Raw genomic sequence first — 16,111 nt, 5'->3', positions numbered from 1 at the left:
AAGGAGAACATATGACTACTCGCAATGGCGGCGACCTGGTTGTTGAAACCCTGCAAGCGCTGGGCATCAAGGATGTCTTTGGTATCCCTGGCCAGCACGCATTGGGGCTTTTTGATGCCCTGTCGCGCAGTTCTTTGAACTTTTACTCCAGCCGCGTGGAGAACAATGCAGCCTTTGCGGCTGATGGTTATGCACGTGCGACCGGCAACCCGGCGGCACTGTTTTTGTCCACTGGCCCCGGCGCGCTGACCTCGCTTGCTGGGCTCCAGGAGGCTTATGCCACTGGTGTGCCAATGATTGTGGTGTCTTCGCAGATTCCGGCCGCGGGCCTGGGCGCGCGCCGCAAGGGCATGCTGCACCAGCTGGATGAACAGACTGAATCCGTGCGCAACGTAACCAAATATCAGGCGACGGTGCAGCAGGCTGCTGCCATTCCAAGCGTTCTGGAAGATGCTTGCCGTGAGGCAATGACTGCGCCGCAGGGGCCAGTGTGGGTGGAGGTTCCGCAGGACATCTTGTTGGAATCTCAGGACACCGCGCATGGGCTACCGGCGATTACCGCCGCGACCACCGCGGCGGAGATCAACCAGCCGGAAGCACACCACGCACTGGTGAGCCGCGCGGCGGAACTGATTAACGCGAACTCCACCGTCATTGTTGCCGGCGGCGGCGTGCGTCGCTCCGGCGCGGGTGAACTGCTAGTGCAGTTGGCGGAAAAGATTGATGCGCCGGTGGTGTGCACTGTCGGTGGTAACACTGCCCTGCCGTTGGATCATCCACTGGCCGTGCATTTTATCGAAGACCGCCATGTCACAGACCTGATGGATAGTGCTGAAACCCTGCTAGTGTTGGGCAGCTCCCTGGGTGAGGTGACGTCCAATTACTTCACTATGAAGCCAACTGGCACCATCATCCAGGTGGATGCTGAGTCCAAGGTCTTGTCTTCAAATCATCCTTCACTGGGTATTCGCGCGGATATCTCCACTTTCTTGGCGCAGCTGCTTCCAGCGGTAGATACTGCAACGCATGCTGGCGCGGACAAGGCAGCTGAAGTAAACACCAAGGTGGCGGAGCGCATGAGCGAGCTTGGCCTGGAGCATGAGCAGCAGGTCATGGATGCAATTCGGGAGGCTGTGCCGGATGACATGCAGGCCTATTGGGATATGACCATCGCTGCTTATTGGGCGTGGAATGTGTGGGATGCCAAGGACGGCGAATTCCACTCGGCACAAGGCGCCGGTGGCCTAGGCTATGGCTTCCCCGCCGCCTTGGGCGGCGCACTAGGACTGGGCAAGCGCACCTTTGCGCTGGCCGGTGACGGCTCTTCCCTTTACTCCACTTCAGAACTAGCAGCCGCAGTCCAGCATGATATTCCGGTGACTTGGCTGATTGTGGATGATGGCGGCTACGGCATCTTGCGCGAGTACATGAATGAAGCTTTCGGCAAAGCCACCGCTACGGAGCTCGCGCGTCCTGACTTTGTGAAACTCGCAGAGTCCTTCGGAGTTCCAGCGTTCAGGGCAGAAAAAGAGACCCTGCAAGAAGTACTGTCACAAGCACTTGATGCAGAGTCTGGCCCCAACGTTGTGGTGTTGGAAACCCACTTGAAGATGTGGGAGCTAACCTAGGCTACGCCCAGCCGGCGGGAACAATTCCAAAGATGCTGCCAATGGAATAGAGGAACGCCAGGCCGTAAACGATGATGATGGTCGCTTGGAGGATCGGGTGCGCGGTCCAACCCAGCGACCATTCTGGGTTGCGGTCGCCGTACTTGCGGGAAGCGTGCAGCAACATCACCGGGATGATGGACATGACTACACCCGCAATACCGCCGGCGTAGCTCAAAGCTGAGACGAATCCGCCAAAACCCGCGAAGGTAATAATCAACGGCAAGCCAACGGTCATCGCTACTGCGACACCACGCTGCCAACCATGCTGTGGCCAGTGGAAGATGTCCAAGACGTTACGCATGGTGGTGTAGCCGATGGCGAGGAATGACGTCATCATTGCAAACAGCGCAAAGAGATTAGCCAGGTAATAAGCAATGGGACCGAGCTCCTCACCCCAAGAAACGGTGACGACCTCAGACACATTGGTACCCAGCAGACCGAGCGCTGCAAAAGGAACCGCAGCCAGGGTAATACCGGTAGCGACCATGCCGCCGATAATGGTTGGCACAATCTTGTCCGAGTGATTATCGCGCATACCGCGGGCAAGCTCCGGCACAACGTACTGCGCCATGAAGGTGAACACAGCCAGGTTCATAATCGGGATGATGAAGTAAGGACGCAAAATCCACAGATTCTCAAACTCAATACCAGGCCCGATGAAGGTCCACATCACCAGAATTACAACAATGGAGGCCATGGCGATGGTAATAACGGCCTCAGCAACACCAGTTGCTTCCAAGCCCTTGTACATAATGAACGTGCCCAGCGCGAAGAACAATAATGTACCGATAGTCGGCGGTATGCCCAACAGGTTATCCAGCAGCTCACCAGAACCAGCGGCATAACCAATCAGCGCGCCGGTGCCATTGACCGCAATCGCGGCAAATACCAGCCAGCGTCCCCAGTGGCCCAAGTACTGCTCAGCCAGACCAGACAGCTGCAGCGGCTTGTTGGTGCGCAGTGACACCTCTGCCACGTACATCATGGACAGCGTGGTCAAAATACCGGCGATTGCGAGTGCGATGAACAGCGCCAGGAAGCCACCGTTGCGGCCGGCATAAGGAAGGCTCAAAATACCAGCACCGATGTTGGTACCGAAGATCAGAGCGACAGCTTGCCACGGCGTGATGCGGCTTTCGCTTTCAGTTTCTTTCGAAGGATTGATAGATTCATCAATCTTGATGTTGTTGCTATTCAAATTTTCATCCCCTGTTTGAAATGAGTGTTCCCCTGACCGGCCCTGCGAAACTAGACGCTGGTCAGGGGGTACAAGTATGGAATTTTAGGCGAGAGCCTCGCGGATTTCCGTGGTAAGGATTTCCAGACCTTCACGCAGCAGGTGCTCCGGGATGGTCAACGCAGGCAGCAAACGAATGACGTTGCCGTCCAGACCACAGGTCAAGATGAGGATGCCCTGCTTCTTACATGCAGCAGCAATCTCATTGGTGACCTCGGCGTTGATGAGCTCAATGGCCATCATGGCGCCGCGACCGCGAACATCTAGGACGGATTCCAATTCGAGCAGTGGCTCGAAGTACTCGCGAACGATTGCTTCGATTTCACGTGCACGACCAGGCAGGTCATGGGCCTCAAACTCTTCGATTGCTGCGAGCGCTGCGGCACAAGCAACTGGGTTGCCGCCGTAGGTACCGCCCAAAGAGCCTGGGATTGGGCTGTCCATGATTTCCGCACGGCCAGTCACACCAGATAGTGGCATACCAGCAGCGATACCCTTCGCAGTGGTCACCAGGTCTGGGATGACCTGCTCGTTCTCAGACGCGAACCACTGGCCGGTTCGGCCGAAGCCGGACTGGATTTCATCAGCGATGAAGACGACATCATTATCGCGGCACCACTGCGCAATGGCTGGCAAGAAGCCTTCAGCTGGGACGATGAAACCGCCCTCACCCTGGACTGGCTCGATGACAACACACGCCAGGTTTTCAGGTCCGACCTGCTGGTCGAGCACCTTGATTGCGCGTGCTGCTGCCTGATCACCCTTGAGACCATCACGTGCTGGGTAGGACATTGGCACCCGGTGGACATCGGAAGCCAAGCTGCCGAAACCTGTCTTGTAAGGCTTGTTCTTCGCCGTCATGGACATGGTCAGGTTGGTACGGCCGTGGTAACCGTAGTCAAAAACTGCCACGGCATTCTTGCCGGTGTACTTACGCGCAATCTTGACTGCGTTTTCTACTGCCTCAGCACCAGAGTTTAGAAGAACGGACTTCTTCTCATGGTCACCTGGGGTGAGCTGGTTTAGCTTTTCACACACCGCTACGTAGGACTCATATGGGGAGACCATGAAACAGGTGTGGGTAAATTGTGCGGCAGCCTTAGACACAGCATCTGCAACTCGCTTATTGGAAGCACCAACGGACGTCACAGCAATGCCGGATGCGAAATCGATGTATGAGTTGTCATCGGCATCAACCAGGACACCACCATCTGCAGTAACGACATATCCAGGCAGACCTGGGGTCAGGGCACGGGCAATGGCTGCCTCACGGCGCGCATTAATCTCCGCGCTCTTTTCTCCCATTCCATCAGTGACTACTCGACGCTCCTGCGGCAGGTGGTAATCGAAGTCCTTCATGCTTCCTCCTTCAAAGGCTCAATCTTTGTGTTCTCACTCAGTATGGCTACTCACTGTGTTGCGCACCATGTACACTATGGCGAAAGATTGTGGTTCGGATATACAGAATGGACATTGCTGGATGCTGGAATTTGAGTGGTTGTTCAACCAAGGCGCCTTGGAAATCAACCCGATCTGCCCGTCCACTGCCGCCACATTTTCTGGTGTTCAGACCAATGAGTTGGAAGATGCCACGGAGTTCATTCAGCAGGATTCTGTAGTTCTCACCATTGCAATTGCGTTTGCCAACCGCGAGGATGAGCTCGCTGCCTACCTTGCCCACCTGGCTGAGGCCGGTGCGGTGGCGGTGGGTATTGGTACGGGTCTGATATTTCCTACCGTGCCGGAGTCGGTAATTGCGACCGCACAGGAACTTGGCATTGGTTTATTTGAGGTTCCACGTCAGATTTCTTTCATCTCTATCGTCGCGGCAGTTCACCAGGAGCAAAGCCGCCGTAATGATATTGCGCAACGCCGGCTTTTAGCGGCACAGGAGAAACTCACGCACACCGCGACCCGCGGTAACCTCACGGAATTGCTGCATGAGGCTGCTTATTTCATTGATGTTGAGCTCTCCATCATTAATGAACGCGACGATGTAGTGGCTTCTACCGCCCCACCAGCCAAAAGGAAATACTTCAGTTCTTATGAGATGACCTCCCATGGCGAGCGGCAGCACACGCTGAAGGTGGATTCTGATCATCCCATCACCGCCGAAGATCGCTCATTAATCAGGCACTGCGCTGGCCTGGCAGACATGTTGCTTGCTCGCCCGGTGGAGCTGCGCCAAGCACGCAATGAGCTCAATTCTTTTGCCTTGCGATTGAGCTTAGGCCTGCCGGATACCACCTCACCTTCGCAGATGCTGCCCACGACCTTGGATTTTCCGCGTGACAAGGAAGGCTTCACGCGCCCGGTAGTGGCACTTGCCGATGACACCCGCAGCCTTGAGCGCGGCAAGCTCGCTCTAGATGCGAACCTGGAAGACCGCGGGCAGTTTCTTTATGTCGCTCAATTAGACCCACTGAGTTTTCTATTCTTATTCCGCGGCGATGCCGAACTACAAGAAATGCTCGACCTCTTCGCCGGCTCACTTCGCCGCTTGCGCGTGGCCATTGGCAAACGCATCCACGCCACCGAACTGTCTTCAGATCACGTTGAGGAACTCGTCGCGCGTGCTCGCCCACTTCCGTTGGGTGAATATCTCTCCCCGCGCAGCCAATCCATGCCCTGGCTCAATTCCGAAGTCGTGCGCACCGCACTGGCCAGCCGACGCCGTGAAACCATCAACGTGCTGCGCACCATCGACGCCGAACGTAACTTGGACCTAGCCCGCACATTGTCCGTCTACTTAAGAAAAGGCGGACAGCTCAACCAAACCGCCGAAGCACTCAAAATCCACCGCCACACCGCCCGCAACCGCATCGCACAAATCGAGCAGCTCTGCGAAGTCGACCTTTCAGAGCCCGCAGTCTTTGCGGAACTGCTTTTCGCAATTGTCCAAGATTCCGACACGGACCTAGACTAAGAGAAAATGAGTTTTGCCGCAACCTCGGTAAATACTTCAACGCCGGCAATGCAGTCCTCGGGCGTGGTGTACTCAGCTTCGTTACGGGAGAATTAGCTTAACGAAGCTGCAGATCCGGAATAGTTTTCCCTAGTCTTTCAAGTTCACTCTCTATTTTTGACGTTAATGCTACGGCGTTTTGATATTGGGATGATTCGACGCCATAACGATTCTCAATGTCTTGGAGCCGCTGATCAAAAGACACTCTTTGCCCTGATCCATTCACACTCATGTCCGCAATATTCAGAATCAATAGTTCATGAGTCATCTCTGTCACTTCTGGGTTACCGTGGCAATAGACTTCTTGGGCGTATTTGAATCCCATCGGTTTCAATATCGTTCCTCCAATTTCTTCATGCTGCTGCTGATCGGAGGAATACTCGTACCCAACATCATGGATAAATCCTAGAATAAACATCTCTCGGGACTTAGATTCTGGCCAGCCGAAGAGAGAATCTGCTAGCTCGGCACATACTCTCCCAACTTCTCGAACATGCAACAGACGTCGATCGTCGATGCCTATAAAATCCTTGTGCCTATCGCTCATGAAATCCTCTTCTCACCCGAGCTCAAGTAGTGCAACAAGTCTGCAATGCGGCGACGCTGCGAATCAGCCATGTCAATAGACATCTCATTGGACAATGAAAGCCACGCGTAATTCACCGACTCATGGTCAATATTTACTTCTGTACTATCTGTTTTCCCCAGAAAGACCACAGTAAACTCTTGTCGAACCTCACCGTCCGAGTATTCAATCTTGACTTCAGGATTGGTATAAGTTCCAAGAACATCCGTGATTTCAACTTGTAACCCAGTTTCCTCCTGCACCTCTCGTATCGCGCAGTGAGGAAGACTTTCACCAAAATCAAGAGTTCCCCCAGGCAAAGTCCACTTTCCACTATCTGCACGCTGAACCATGAGGAGTCGATCGTTATCGCAGACGGCCACGGCTGCCGCTGGTTTTATTGAATTTGCCGCAGGTGCATCCGGATCCTCGAAGTAGTCATTTCTAACAGTCTTCAGTTTCTCCGCCATCCAGGATTTAATTTGTGGAGTGACTTCAAGAAGTCTCTTGTCATTAATTGACGGCACCTTAATGAACAGAATTTCAGTTCCCTGCTTCGACTTCTGCACGTAATGTGTGTGTGGCTTAATGACATAGAAATCACCAGCTGTGAAATCAAATTCTTGGCCGGTACCTAAGTCCTTGTACCGAGTCCAGCCTGAGATCATATACTGGAATTCCGTTGCTTCGTCGTGGTAATGGGGAGATTCCGCGGATGCGGATTCATAGCGTGAAATACCAATTTCTACATCCGCATCAGGAATATGTTTGAGTTCTTGAGGCCTAGCAAGGTTACCCACAAGGTACTGACGTGTCGATATTTCGAGGGCTTTAGAGATCTCAATGGAAAAGATACTTTCAATCATTGTTACTCTCCATCTTTCGAGATATCTTCTTGTTTCTGATGACCTTATTCACCAGTCTAACCGCTCCTGCAAAGACCAGCGTCAACAGCACGCTGGCGAGGCAAATCAAAAGCACCATCATTGAACTTGGCACATGTTCTTGCTCATTCAGTCCAATAATTGACATCGAATAGAACGAAATAATCAAAGTTGGCGCAAAAAAGAGAGCACTGGCAATGGTCAAAAAGGTATTAGTCTTTTGTGCCGCTTCGACATTTTTCTGCTCTGCCATTGCTTGCACCGATTGGGCGGTGTTGGCAAGCAACTCAGAGGCTCTGTATAACATCAAACGTCCCTCTTCAATTGTGTTCTTGATTTCATCTAAACGCTTGGTTGCCATATCTCGAAGTTGCGTATTTTCTAGGAATAGTTGGTTGCGCTTCGTACGACGTTCAAGATTTCTCGCAGCCAAAAATGCAGTAGTAATGAATTCCGACAAGATTCCAATCTCTTTTTGCGCGGTGCCTAATCTACGAGCTGCTACATCAGAATCTCCGCTCGTCACAATCTGAAAGGGCTGATTTTCCCACATGTCGAATTCAATCCGCCAATTTTCAAGATTGTATTGTTCGTACTTTATCGGGATTTCTACTGCATCGAAGATGCTGCCAATGCTGCTCTTTCGCAGAAAATATTCAGAACCTCTATTGAGCCAAATGCCATAATGCGGCCATCTTAAGTTGCTTTTCCGCTCTTCATCAAGCGGCTCATAAAGAGTGATTGTTCCATTTCTTAGTTGGAAGATTCGGCACCAGCGGTGCAAAATTCGTAGAGGTTCATTATGGTTTCCAGACCGAGCAGGCAAATTCTGAGCTAAGAGATCAACGCTAGGGATACTATTTCCATGCTCATCGACTAGTTGAGTATCACTCCTATTCGCGGAGACTCTTTGGATCATCGAGCCGACGGATTCTACAAGCTGCGTGGCCAATCGGGCATCAACTAGATGAGAAAGCATCATGGTGGCAGCATCAAAATGCTTGGAATTAAGTGCAACTTCAACCTCAAATGTCTTCACCCCTTCCCACAATCCCTCTTTGTTTTCTTCCACCCCAACGTCGATGGTGGCTTCGCCAGTTTTGGCCTCGTGAAACTGCACAATTTGGTTCTCAAACTCTATCTGCCGTTTGTGCCATCCATCCGCAATAATTCTTTGATTACCGTCAACGTATTCAACCTTCGCCAAATAACTAAGACCCTCATCCCATAAATCGGGCCAGTCTTTATATGCACGGCTGTACTCACTCATTGTTGCCCCCTTCTATCGCTAACTTCCTTTCTCGATACTACTGCTGTCCGTGCTGGTTCAACGCGGCTGGCAGTCGCGCGATTCGTGGAGTGAAATCAGACCATCATCGCAACAGGTAAAAGCACCACGACCGGCGCCAGGATGCAGCCGAGAATCATGAAGGTTGACCACTTGATGTGCACCCCGGCGCGGCGCAGCTGGTCATGCCACAACAGTGTGGCCAGGCTTGCCCACGGCGTGATGATGGGAGCGGCATTAACGCCGATGAGCAGCGCGATATAGCTGGCTGGTGTGCTCACCAGAGGTTCTAGGAAGAGGAACGCTGGGATGTTGTTCATCAGGTTAGCGGCCACGCCACCAGCGCCGGCGATGGATGCTAGTTCGATGTAGCTCGCAGGACTTGCCGATGTCATCCCCGTCAACCACCCCGCCACCCCAGTGGTGTGAATCAGCGCTGCAACCGTGGAGATAGCCGTGACCAGCAGCAAAGAATTCCACGGCACCAGATCAACCGAAATCAGGTCCTTGCGCCGCGGAGTGCATGAAGCCAGAATGATGAGCGCTGCGATTGAGGTGCTCAACCAGTACGGAATTGGACTTGCTAGCACTGGCATCAATACCGCCACCACCACGGCGCAGGTAGTCAACAGCGGATTTCGGCGTTGGGCATCGCTGCTACGCATGACTGTCGATGTCTCCTCGTTCGTGGCGACTTTCGCCTGATACAAGGTGAAGATGGCAGTCGCCGCAATCACAATAAGGATTGCAATTAGTGCCGGTTTCCACGCATAGGACAGGTACTCCACCGTGCCGCTAAACGCATCGGAGCCCAATGCCAGCAAGTTGGTCAGATTGGATACCGGGAGCGGCAAGGACGCGATATTTGCTATCCACACCACCGCGAAAGCGACGCCAATAACGGGGATTTTGTTGCGCCGAGCCAGTGGCACAGCCAGCGCCGTAATCATGACCGCCGTGGTATCCAGCGACAAAAATACCGTCACCACCACGGCCAAGATAATCAGCAAAATCCACAAGACCACTGGTCGCACAGCCCGGTGCCGCGGGGCGACCTTCTCCAACTTGGAGACAACCTCTTCAAACAGTCCAACCTGCGCGGACACGTTGACCACAATGGAAATCGCAATAACGAAGACAAATATCGGCACCAAGCGTGATACCAAATCACCCAACGAGCTGAGATCAACAATACCCAGCACCACCAGCACAGTTGCTGCCAGTGCGGCCATTCTTGCAGTCAAGCTCACGCGTTGCATCACCAGATAATCATAGGACGGCCTCGCCATTGCGGTTTGCAGGCGACTCCGCACGACCAACCAGACACTGGAGCCTGTCTCAATGTGGGAAAAGTTAACCTGAAATTTACCGTTTCCCGCCCCCGCTGGTCTACATAATAATGCTGGTCAACCTGTTGACGTTTGGAAAATTGGGGGTGGCATAAAAGCAATTAGGTGAGCTGGGGCACTTGACACTTCGATTGTGGACTGGATAGGTTTAAGGCAGATTGAACATGCAAACGTTTGCATGCTGTTGTTCCGGTTACCTCACTTCACGCAAAGGAGTCTGACATGGTGACTGCTCCGACCACGCTGCGAGACATCGCACGCGCCTGCAACGTTTCTGTTTCCACGGTCTCACGCGCGCTGGCGGACAACCCGGCCATTGCAAAAAAGACCCGCCAGCTCATCCAAGAAACCGCTAAAGAGCTCAACTACCGCCCCAATGCACAGGCACGAGCATTGAAGAGCTCGCGCACTGACGCCATCGGAGTTGTGGTTCCCAGCCTGGTCAACCCATTCTTTGCGGCGATGGCTGCCGCTATCGAGGATGAGGCTAATCAGGCGGGTTATGCCACCATCATCACCAGCAGTGGTGAAAGCTCCCCAAAGATCACCGAGGCCATCGAAGCGCTCCGCGCACGCCAAGTTGATGGCATCATCGCCGTTCCCCACATCGAGGCAGCGGAGATGCTCGAGGACGTCGCACTTTCAATTCCCCTGCTGTTTATTGACCGCCACCTCGAGGGCAGCAACATCCCCGCGGTCATCTCAGATGCGGCACCGGGCATCAAGGCAGCGCTTGAGGCTTTAAATTCCCGCGGTCACCACAAGGTCGGCTACTTGGCCGGACCACAAACCACCTCCACAGGCCGTGATCGCCTACAGGACTTCCGCCGCTATGCAGAAGAGCTTGGCATGGACCAGATCGTTCACCACGGCGGATACCTGCATGAAGAAGGCTTCCGCGGCACGCAGAAGCTACTGGAACAACAGCCCACCGCGATTATCGCCGGTGACTCCATGATGACCTTTGGTGCGCTGGAGGCATGCTATCGGGAAAACGTGGACATCGGCAAGCAACTTGCTCTCATCGGCTTTGATGACTTCGTCTTCATGCGCATCCAACCCGCTCCCGTGGCAATTATTGACCAAAGCGTGGAGCACATGGGGCGAACCGCGCTGCGTAACCTAGTGCAGTCATTCAGCGCCAAGTCTCCCCCGGAAGGTGCCGTGGTTAAGACCCGTTTTATCCCTCGCGAATCCATCGAATTTACGCCCTAACTAATTTTTAAGGAGGTGCAATCCATGTCAGACAACAACCTTGAGCACGAAGCCGTCCTGCAGCTAGCGAATGTTTCTAAGTCCTTCGGACCGGTCAACGTCATCAAAGACGTGTCCCTGTCGGTTCGCCGCGGGCAGGTCCAAGCGCTGCTCGGCGAAAATGGTGCCGGCAAATCAACCCTCATCAAGATGATTGCTGGTGTGCACGCGCCAGATTCCGGAAAGATTCTTATTGATGGCACAGAGGTCACCATCGCTTCCACGAATGATTCCGAAGCACATGGCATTGCCACTATCCACCAAGAACTCAACTTGGTGCCGACCTTATCCGTTGCCGAAAACATCATGCTGGGCCGCACCCCGAAGCGCTTTGGTCTGGTCAACTACAAGCACCTCAACGCCCAAGCGCAGGCGGCGCTGAACCTGATTGGTTTGGATGTGCCGCTCAAGCAAAAAGTGGGTGAGCTGGGTATTGCGAAGCAGCAGCTCATCGAAATTGCCAAAGCACTATCCATGAACGCGCGCATCCTGATTCTGGATGAGCCAACCGCTGCGCTGACCGGCAAGGAAGTGGACGCGCTATTCGCCATCCTGGATGAGCTCAAAGCCAAGGGCGTGGCCATGGTGTTTATCTCCCACCACCTGGATGAGCTGGCGCGCATTGCCGATACCATTTCCATTTTGCGTGATGGCGAATTCGTGGCGGAGGTTCCTGCCTCCACCGATGAAGACACCCTGGTGCAGCACATGGTGGGCCGCGCAATTGAAGATCAGTACCCGCGCGGTGTCGTCCCCGAAACCGGTGCACCATTGCTGGAAGTCAATTCCTTATCTTCCTCTGGCAGCTTCAATGATGTCTCGTTCACCGTGCACGCGGGCGAAGTCGTTGGCCTCGCCGGCCTAGTCGGCGCCGGGCGCACCGAGGTTGTCCGCGCGATTGCTGGCGCTGATAAATATGACTCCGGTCAGGTGCTGGTCTCCGGCAAGAAACTCAAGGCCGGCGATATCCAAGGCGCTATCCGCGCTGGTGTCGGCCACATTCCCGAAGACCGCAAGGGCCAAGCACTGGTGCTCGATGGCACCGTGAATGAGAACCTCGGCTACGCCACCTTGGCTGCTACTGCCAAGGCAGGCCTTGCGGACCGATCCGGGCAAAAGCATCGCGCGCAGGAAGTAGCTGAAAAGCTGCGTATCCGCATGGCCAATATTGACCAGCCAATTCGCAACCTATCCGGTGGCAACCAGCAAAAAGCCGTGTTCGGACGCTGGGTGTTGGCGCAGTCCAACGTGTTGTTGCTGGATGAGCCCACCCGCGGCGTGGATGTTGGCGCCAAGGTAGAGATTTACAACATCATCAATGAAATCACCGCCAACGGTGGTGCCGTACTCATGGTGTCCTCTGATCTGCCGGAAGTACTCGGAATGTCCGATCGCATCCTGGTCATGTCCGGCGGGCAGCTCGCCGGCGAATTGCCGAAGAACACCACTCAAGACGAAATCATGGCCCTGGCCGTGTCCAACCTTTCATCCGCCGCTAGCGCCGAAACCGTCGCGGCAGGCGGCCATGAGGCAGCGTTTGCCACCATCGAGGAGGAATCCAAGTGACCACCGCAGTAAATACTCCCGCCAACGCGGCGCCGAAGGCCAAAGGACCAAACAAGTTTTTGTCCTGGGTCATGGACAACGGCGCACTGGTTGGCCTCATCATCTTGTGCGTGGCACTGTTCATTGCCACCCCGCACTTTTTGACCGTTAACAACTTCCTCAACATCGGCATTCAGGCAGCAACCGTCGCCATCCTGGCGTTTGGCATGACCTTTGTCATCATCACCGCCGGCATTGACCTATCCGTCGGCTCGGTCGCAGCACTCGGCGCGATGGTGTCTGCCTCCTTCTTTACGGATTTGAACATGCCGGGCTGGCTCCCCCTGATTGTCGGCCTGCTCACCGGCTTGCTTGCCGGCGCGATCTGCGGTATCGCCACTGCTTATGGCAAGATTCCATCCTTCATCGCAACACTGGCCATGATGTCCATCGCCCGTGGCGCGACCCTGGTTATCTCTGACGGCTCCCCTATCCGCACCGCCGATTCCGTGAACTGGTTGGGCTCCACCGTGGCGGGCATTCCAATCCCGATTGTCATGATGGTCATCGCTGGACTTATCTGCTGGTTCATCCTAGAGCGCACCGTTTTGGGCCGTTCCATGTACGCCATCGGCGGCAACCTCGAAGCAGCCCGCCTGTCCGGTCTGCCCGTCAAGCGCATCCAGATCACCGTCTTCGCGCTCTCCGGACTCTTCGCAGCGCTAGCCGGTCTGGTCATGGCGGGACGCTTGAGCTCCGCGCAGCCGCAGGCCGGTGTTGGCTATGAGCTCGACGCGATTGCCGCGGTGGTCATCGGCGGTGCATCGCTCGCCGGCGGTCAAGGTCGCGCCACCGGAACCCTTGTCGGCGCGCTGCTGCTCGCAGTCATCCGCAACGGCCTGAACCTGCTGAACGTCTCTTCCTTCTGGCAGCAAATCGTCATCGGCCTAGTCATCGCACTGGCCGTGGGCTTCGATGTCATCCGTAATAGGACAGCGCAGTAGCGCTCGTCCTACTACGAAAAAGAACTTCACAACTTCATATCCGCTCTACCTCAACCTTTCTTCTCATCCCCTCACACTGCTTTTGAAAAGGAGCAACCATGTTTAATCTCTCCATCACCGCACGCAAGGCGCTGGCCATTACTTCTGTTGCGGCACTGTCTTTCACCGCCGTTGCATGTAACCGCGGCGAAAGCTCTGAAGGTTCCGGCGACTCCGTAACCCTGGCGCTGTCTACCCAGACCAACCCATTCTTCGTTGAGTTGCGCGACGGCGCGCAGGCAAAGGCAGATGCACTGGGAATTGAGCTGGACATCCAGGATGCATCGGATGACGCCGCAACCCAGACTGACCAGCTGCGCAACGCTGAAACCTCCGGCGCTGACGTGGTCATTGTCAACCCAACCGACTCCGACGCTGTGGGCTCCGCCGTGCAGTCCTTGAACAACGCTGACATCCCAGTTATCGCTGTGGACCGCTCCTCCAACTCCGGTGAGGTAGCAAGTTTCGTCGCATCCGATAACGTTGCCGGCGGCAAGCAAGCTGCTGAGGCTCTGGCTGCAGCAATCGGCGAGGAAGGCGAAATCCTTGTTTTGCAGGGCATCGCCGGTTCTTCCGCATCCCGTGACCGCGGCCAGGGCTTCGAAGAAGGCATCGCAGCATTCCCGAACATCAAGGTTGTGGGTAAGCAGACCGCTAACTTCGACCGCACCGAGGGCCTTAACGTGACCACCAACCTGTTGCAAGCTAACCCAAACATCAAGGCTATCTTCGCCGAAAATGATGAGATGGCACTCGGCGCTATTGAGGCTCTTGGCGCCCGCGCGGGTGAAGAAGTTAAAGTCTTCGGCTTCGACGGCACTGCTGACGGTCTGACCGCGGTTGAGGACGGCAAGATGGAAGGAACCATCGCGCAGCAGCCAGATGAGCTGGGCGCACGCGCGGTTGAGCAGGCTGCCGCTATCCTCGATGGCGAAACCCCTGAAGAAGAGGTTCCAGTTGAGGTTGTCACTGTCACCAACGAAAACGTAGCTGAGTTCAAATAAATGGGAACACTTACTGTTGTCGGTTCTATCAACGCTGACCTAACCGCGCGTGTGCAACGCCACCCTAACCCTGGTGAGACTTTGCTGGGCTCTGGTGGCGGAATTACCGCAGGCGGCAAGGGCGCAAACCAGGCTGTTGCTGCGGCTTATCTTGGCGCGAACGTCAAGTTTGTGGGCGCGGTTGGCCAGGATCCGTATGTTGAGCCGGCGTTGAAGCACTTGAAAGAATCTGGTGTGGACTTAGCCGATGTGGCTGAGGTGGATGACACCACGGGTCTTGCCATCATTACTGTTTCGGATGATGGTGAGAACACGATTGTGGTTATTCCCGGCGCGAATGCGCATGTCGATTCTCACTTCGTTGCCGAGCGCAGCGCTACGATTGCGCAAGCCGAGTTCGTGCTTTTGCAGGGCGAAATCCCTGCCGATGGTTTCGCCGCTGCCGTCGCAGCCGCCAAAGGCCGGGTTATTGTCAACCTCGCGCCTGTTATTGAGGTGGATAAAAATGCCTTGCTCGCAGCCGACCCGCTGCTAGCCAATGAGCACGAAGCAGGCCTTATCTTGGACCAGCTGGGAGTACAGGCTGCATCGGATGCGCCAAAGGATCTCGCACAAGCGCTTATCGATGCCGGCTTTAACTCCGTTGTTCTCACCCTCGGCGCCCAAGGTGCACTGGTAGCAGCAGATAAGGAACTCATCGATATTCCAACGCCGAAGGTCACAGCCGTGGACACCACTGGCGCGGGTGATGCTTTCGCAGGTGCGCTGTGTGCGCGCTTGTTAGAAGGCGACGACCTCGTGCAGGCAGCATCTTTTGCCGCACGCGTGGGTGCTACCTCCACGCTGAAAAATGGTGCGCAGGCCTCGTATCCCCAGCCATCGGATGTTTTAGGAGAGGTGACAGATGCTTAAACGCGGCCTTTTAAACCCGCAGCTTAATGAAGCAGTCTCCCATCTGGGACATACGGACGCGTTAGTCTTCGCCGATGCAGGTTTGCCGTTGCCAAAAGATGTCGCAGTCGTCGATCTAAGCATCACCTTTGGTCTTCCTTCCATGGACGATGTCATCCGCGCGGTCATGGCGGAGTTAGTCGTGGAGGGTGCTACGGTGGCATCGGAAAGCCCTGCGGAGTTTGTCTCTTTGGTGCAAGAAACCGGCAAGCTGGCTGATACCGCCGTGACCTATATCAGCCATGAAGAGCTCAAAGCATCGCTTACAGGTGCCAAGCTGATCATTCGCACCGGCGATACCACGCCTTTTGCCAATGTCATCTTCCGCTGCGGGGTGCCCTTCTAGAGCACTTTCA

Annotated in this window: 14 protein-coding genes; 8 read left to right on the top strand and 6 right to left on the bottom strand. The window is 54.8% G+C overall.

Annotation, left to right across the window (positions count from 1 at the left end; genetic code table 11):
* Window positions 1-11: 11 nt before the first annotated feature.
* Window positions 12-1,628: a thiamine pyrophosphate-binding protein gene (locus tag CCASEI_RS04015; RefSeq protein ID WP_025387203.1), complete on the top strand. Its 1,617-nt coding sequence runs from the start codon at window positions 12-14 to the stop codon at window positions 1,626-1,628.
* 1 nt (window position 1,629) lies between these two features.
* Here the strand turns inward: CCASEI_RS04015 and CCASEI_RS04010 are convergent, their stop codons facing one another.
* Both CCASEI_RS04010 and gabT read right to left on the bottom strand, forming a co-directional pair.
* Window positions 1,630-2,847 carry an aromatic amino acid transport family protein gene (locus tag CCASEI_RS04010; RefSeq protein ID WP_404825299.1) on the bottom strand — a complete coding sequence of 406 codons (1,218 nt, stop codon included), beginning with the start codon at window positions 2,845-2,847 and terminating at the stop codon, window positions 1,630-1,632.
* A gap of 105 nt (window positions 2,848-2,952) precedes the next feature.
* On the bottom strand, window positions 2,953-4,266 hold the full coding sequence (gabT, locus tag CCASEI_RS04005; protein ID WP_025387201.1) for a 4-aminobutyrate--2-oxoglutarate transaminase: 1,314 nt from the start codon (window positions 4,264-4,266) through the stop codon (window positions 2,953-2,955).
* A 121-nt stretch (window positions 4,267-4,387) separates the two neighbouring features.
* Here gabT and CCASEI_RS04000 point away from each other — a divergent pair, with 121 nt between their 5' ends.
* Window positions 4,388-5,833, top strand: coding sequence for a PucR family transcriptional regulator (locus CCASEI_RS04000; RefSeq protein ID WP_025387200.1), 1,446 nt, complete (start codon window positions 4,388-4,390; stop codon window positions 5,831-5,833).
* 97 nt (window positions 5,834-5,930) lie between these two features.
* Here the strand turns inward: CCASEI_RS04000 and CCASEI_RS03995 are convergent, their stop codons facing one another.
* From CCASEI_RS03995 to CCASEI_RS03980, 4 genes are all read right to left on the bottom strand, one after another.
* On the bottom strand, window positions 5,931-6,419 hold the full coding sequence (locus CCASEI_RS03995) for an HD domain-containing protein (RefSeq protein WP_006821309.1): 489 nt from the start codon (window positions 6,417-6,419) through the stop codon (window positions 5,931-5,933).
* Window positions 6,416-7,303, bottom strand: coding sequence for an NUDIX hydrolase (locus CCASEI_RS14350; protein ID WP_006821308.1), 888 nt, complete (start codon window positions 7,301-7,303; stop codon window positions 6,416-6,418). The genes CCASEI_RS03995 and CCASEI_RS14350 overlap by 4 nt, the downstream gene beginning before the upstream one ends.
* A complete protein-coding gene (locus CCASEI_RS03985; protein ID WP_025387199.1) occupies window positions 7,296-8,591 on the bottom strand; it encodes a CorA family divalent cation transporter in 1,296 nt (431 codons plus the stop codon). Before CCASEI_RS03985 ends, CCASEI_RS14350 begins: the two co-directional genes overlap by 8 nt.
* A gap of 95 nt (window positions 8,592-8,686) precedes the next feature.
* Window positions 8,687-9,868, bottom strand: a complete 1,182-nt coding sequence (locus CCASEI_RS03980; protein ID WP_038574420.1) for an ArsB/NhaD family transporter — start codon at window positions 9,866-9,868, stop codon at window positions 8,687-8,689.
* 312 nt (window positions 9,869-10,180) lie between these two features.
* On the opposite strand from CCASEI_RS03980, the gene CCASEI_RS03975 reads away from it, so the two are divergent.
* The 6 genes from CCASEI_RS03975 to rbsD all read left to right on the top strand — a co-directional run bounded on the left by CCASEI_RS03975 (window position 10,181) and on the right by rbsD (window position 16,101).
* The gene (locus tag CCASEI_RS03975) at window positions 10,181-11,173 is read left to right on the top strand and encodes a LacI family DNA-binding transcriptional regulator (protein WP_025387197.1); all 993 of its coding nucleotides are present in this window, start codon (window positions 10,181-10,183) and stop codon (window positions 11,171-11,173) included.
* 24 nt (window positions 11,174-11,197) lie between these two features.
* Window positions 11,198-12,778: a sugar ABC transporter ATP-binding protein gene (locus CCASEI_RS03970; protein ID WP_006821305.1), complete on the top strand. Its 1,581-nt coding sequence runs from the start codon at window positions 11,198-11,200 to the stop codon at window positions 12,776-12,778.
* Between the two features lie 71 nt (window positions 12,779-12,849).
* Window positions 12,850-13,761, top strand: coding sequence for an ABC transporter permease (locus tag CCASEI_RS03965; RefSeq protein ID WP_035094069.1), 912 nt, complete (start codon window positions 12,850-12,852; stop codon window positions 13,759-13,761).
* 98 nt (window positions 13,762-13,859) lie between these two features.
* Window positions 13,860-14,804 carry a substrate-binding domain-containing protein gene (locus tag CCASEI_RS03960; protein WP_051461182.1) on the top strand — a complete coding sequence of 315 codons (945 nt, stop codon included), beginning with the start codon at window positions 13,860-13,862 and terminating at the stop codon, window positions 14,802-14,804.
* On the top strand, window positions 14,805-15,716 hold the full coding sequence (locus tag CCASEI_RS03955) for a ribokinase (RefSeq protein WP_025387195.1): 912 nt from the start codon (window positions 14,805-14,807) through the stop codon (window positions 15,714-15,716). It begins immediately after the preceding gene.
* Window positions 15,709-16,101: a D-ribose pyranase gene (gene rbsD / locus CCASEI_RS03950; protein WP_025387194.1), complete on the top strand. Its 393-nt coding sequence runs from the start codon at window positions 15,709-15,711 to the stop codon at window positions 16,099-16,101. Before CCASEI_RS03955 ends, rbsD begins: the two co-directional genes overlap by 8 nt.
* The last annotated feature ends 10 nt before the right edge of the window (window positions 16,102-16,111 follow it).

The sequence above is a fragment of the Corynebacterium casei LMG S-19264 genome, from assembly GCF_000550785.1.
GTDB lineage: Bacteria > Actinomycetota > Actinomycetes > Mycobacteriales > Mycobacteriaceae > Corynebacterium > Corynebacterium casei.
The sequence above is the reverse complement of the archived record's forward strand: the minus strand, read 5'-3'. Positions and strand labels throughout refer to the sequence as shown.

Coding starts and splice junctions, on each gene's coding strand:
- CCASEI_RS04015 (WP_025387203.1), top strand. CDS start 12: ATGACTACTCGCAATGGCGGCGACCTGGTTGTTGAAACCCTGCAAGCG.
- gabT (WP_025387201.1), bottom strand. CDS start 4,266: ATGAAGGACTTCGATTACCACCTGCCGCAGGAGCGTCGAGTAGTCACT.
- CCASEI_RS04000 (WP_025387200.1), top strand. CDS start 4,388: ATGCTGGAATTTGAGTGGTTGTTCAACCAAGGCGCCTTGGAAATCAAC.
- CCASEI_RS03995 (WP_006821309.1), bottom strand. CDS start 6,419: ATGAGCGATAGGCACAAGGATTTTATAGGCATCGACGATCGACGTCTG.
- CCASEI_RS14350 (WP_006821308.1), bottom strand. CDS start 7,303: ATGATTGAAAGTATCTTTTCCATTGAGATCTCTAAAGCCCTCGAAATA.
- CCASEI_RS03985 (WP_025387199.1), bottom strand. CDS start 8,591: ATGAGTGAGTACAGCCGTGCATATAAAGACTGGCCCGATTTATGGGAT.
- CCASEI_RS03980 (WP_038574420.1), bottom strand. CDS start 9,868: ATGCAACGCGTGAGCTTGACTGCAAGAATGGCCGCACTGGCAGCAACT.
- CCASEI_RS03975 (WP_025387197.1), top strand. CDS start 10,181: ATGGTGACTGCTCCGACCACGCTGCGAGACATCGCACGCGCCTGCAAC.
- CCASEI_RS03970 (WP_006821305.1), top strand. CDS start 11,198: ATGTCAGACAACAACCTTGAGCACGAAGCCGTCCTGCAGCTAGCGAAT.
- CCASEI_RS03965 (WP_035094069.1), top strand. CDS start 12,850: ATGGACAACGGCGCACTGGTTGGCCTCATCATCTTGTGCGTGGCACTG.
- CCASEI_RS03960 (WP_051461182.1), top strand. CDS start 13,860: ATGTTTAATCTCTCCATCACCGCACGCAAGGCGCTGGCCATTACTTCT.
- CCASEI_RS03955 (WP_025387195.1), top strand. CDS start 14,805: ATGGGAACACTTACTGTTGTCGGTTCTATCAACGCTGACCTAACCGCG.
- rbsD (WP_025387194.1), top strand. CDS start 15,709: ATGCTTAAACGCGGCCTTTTAAACCCGCAGCTTAATGAAGCAGTCTCC.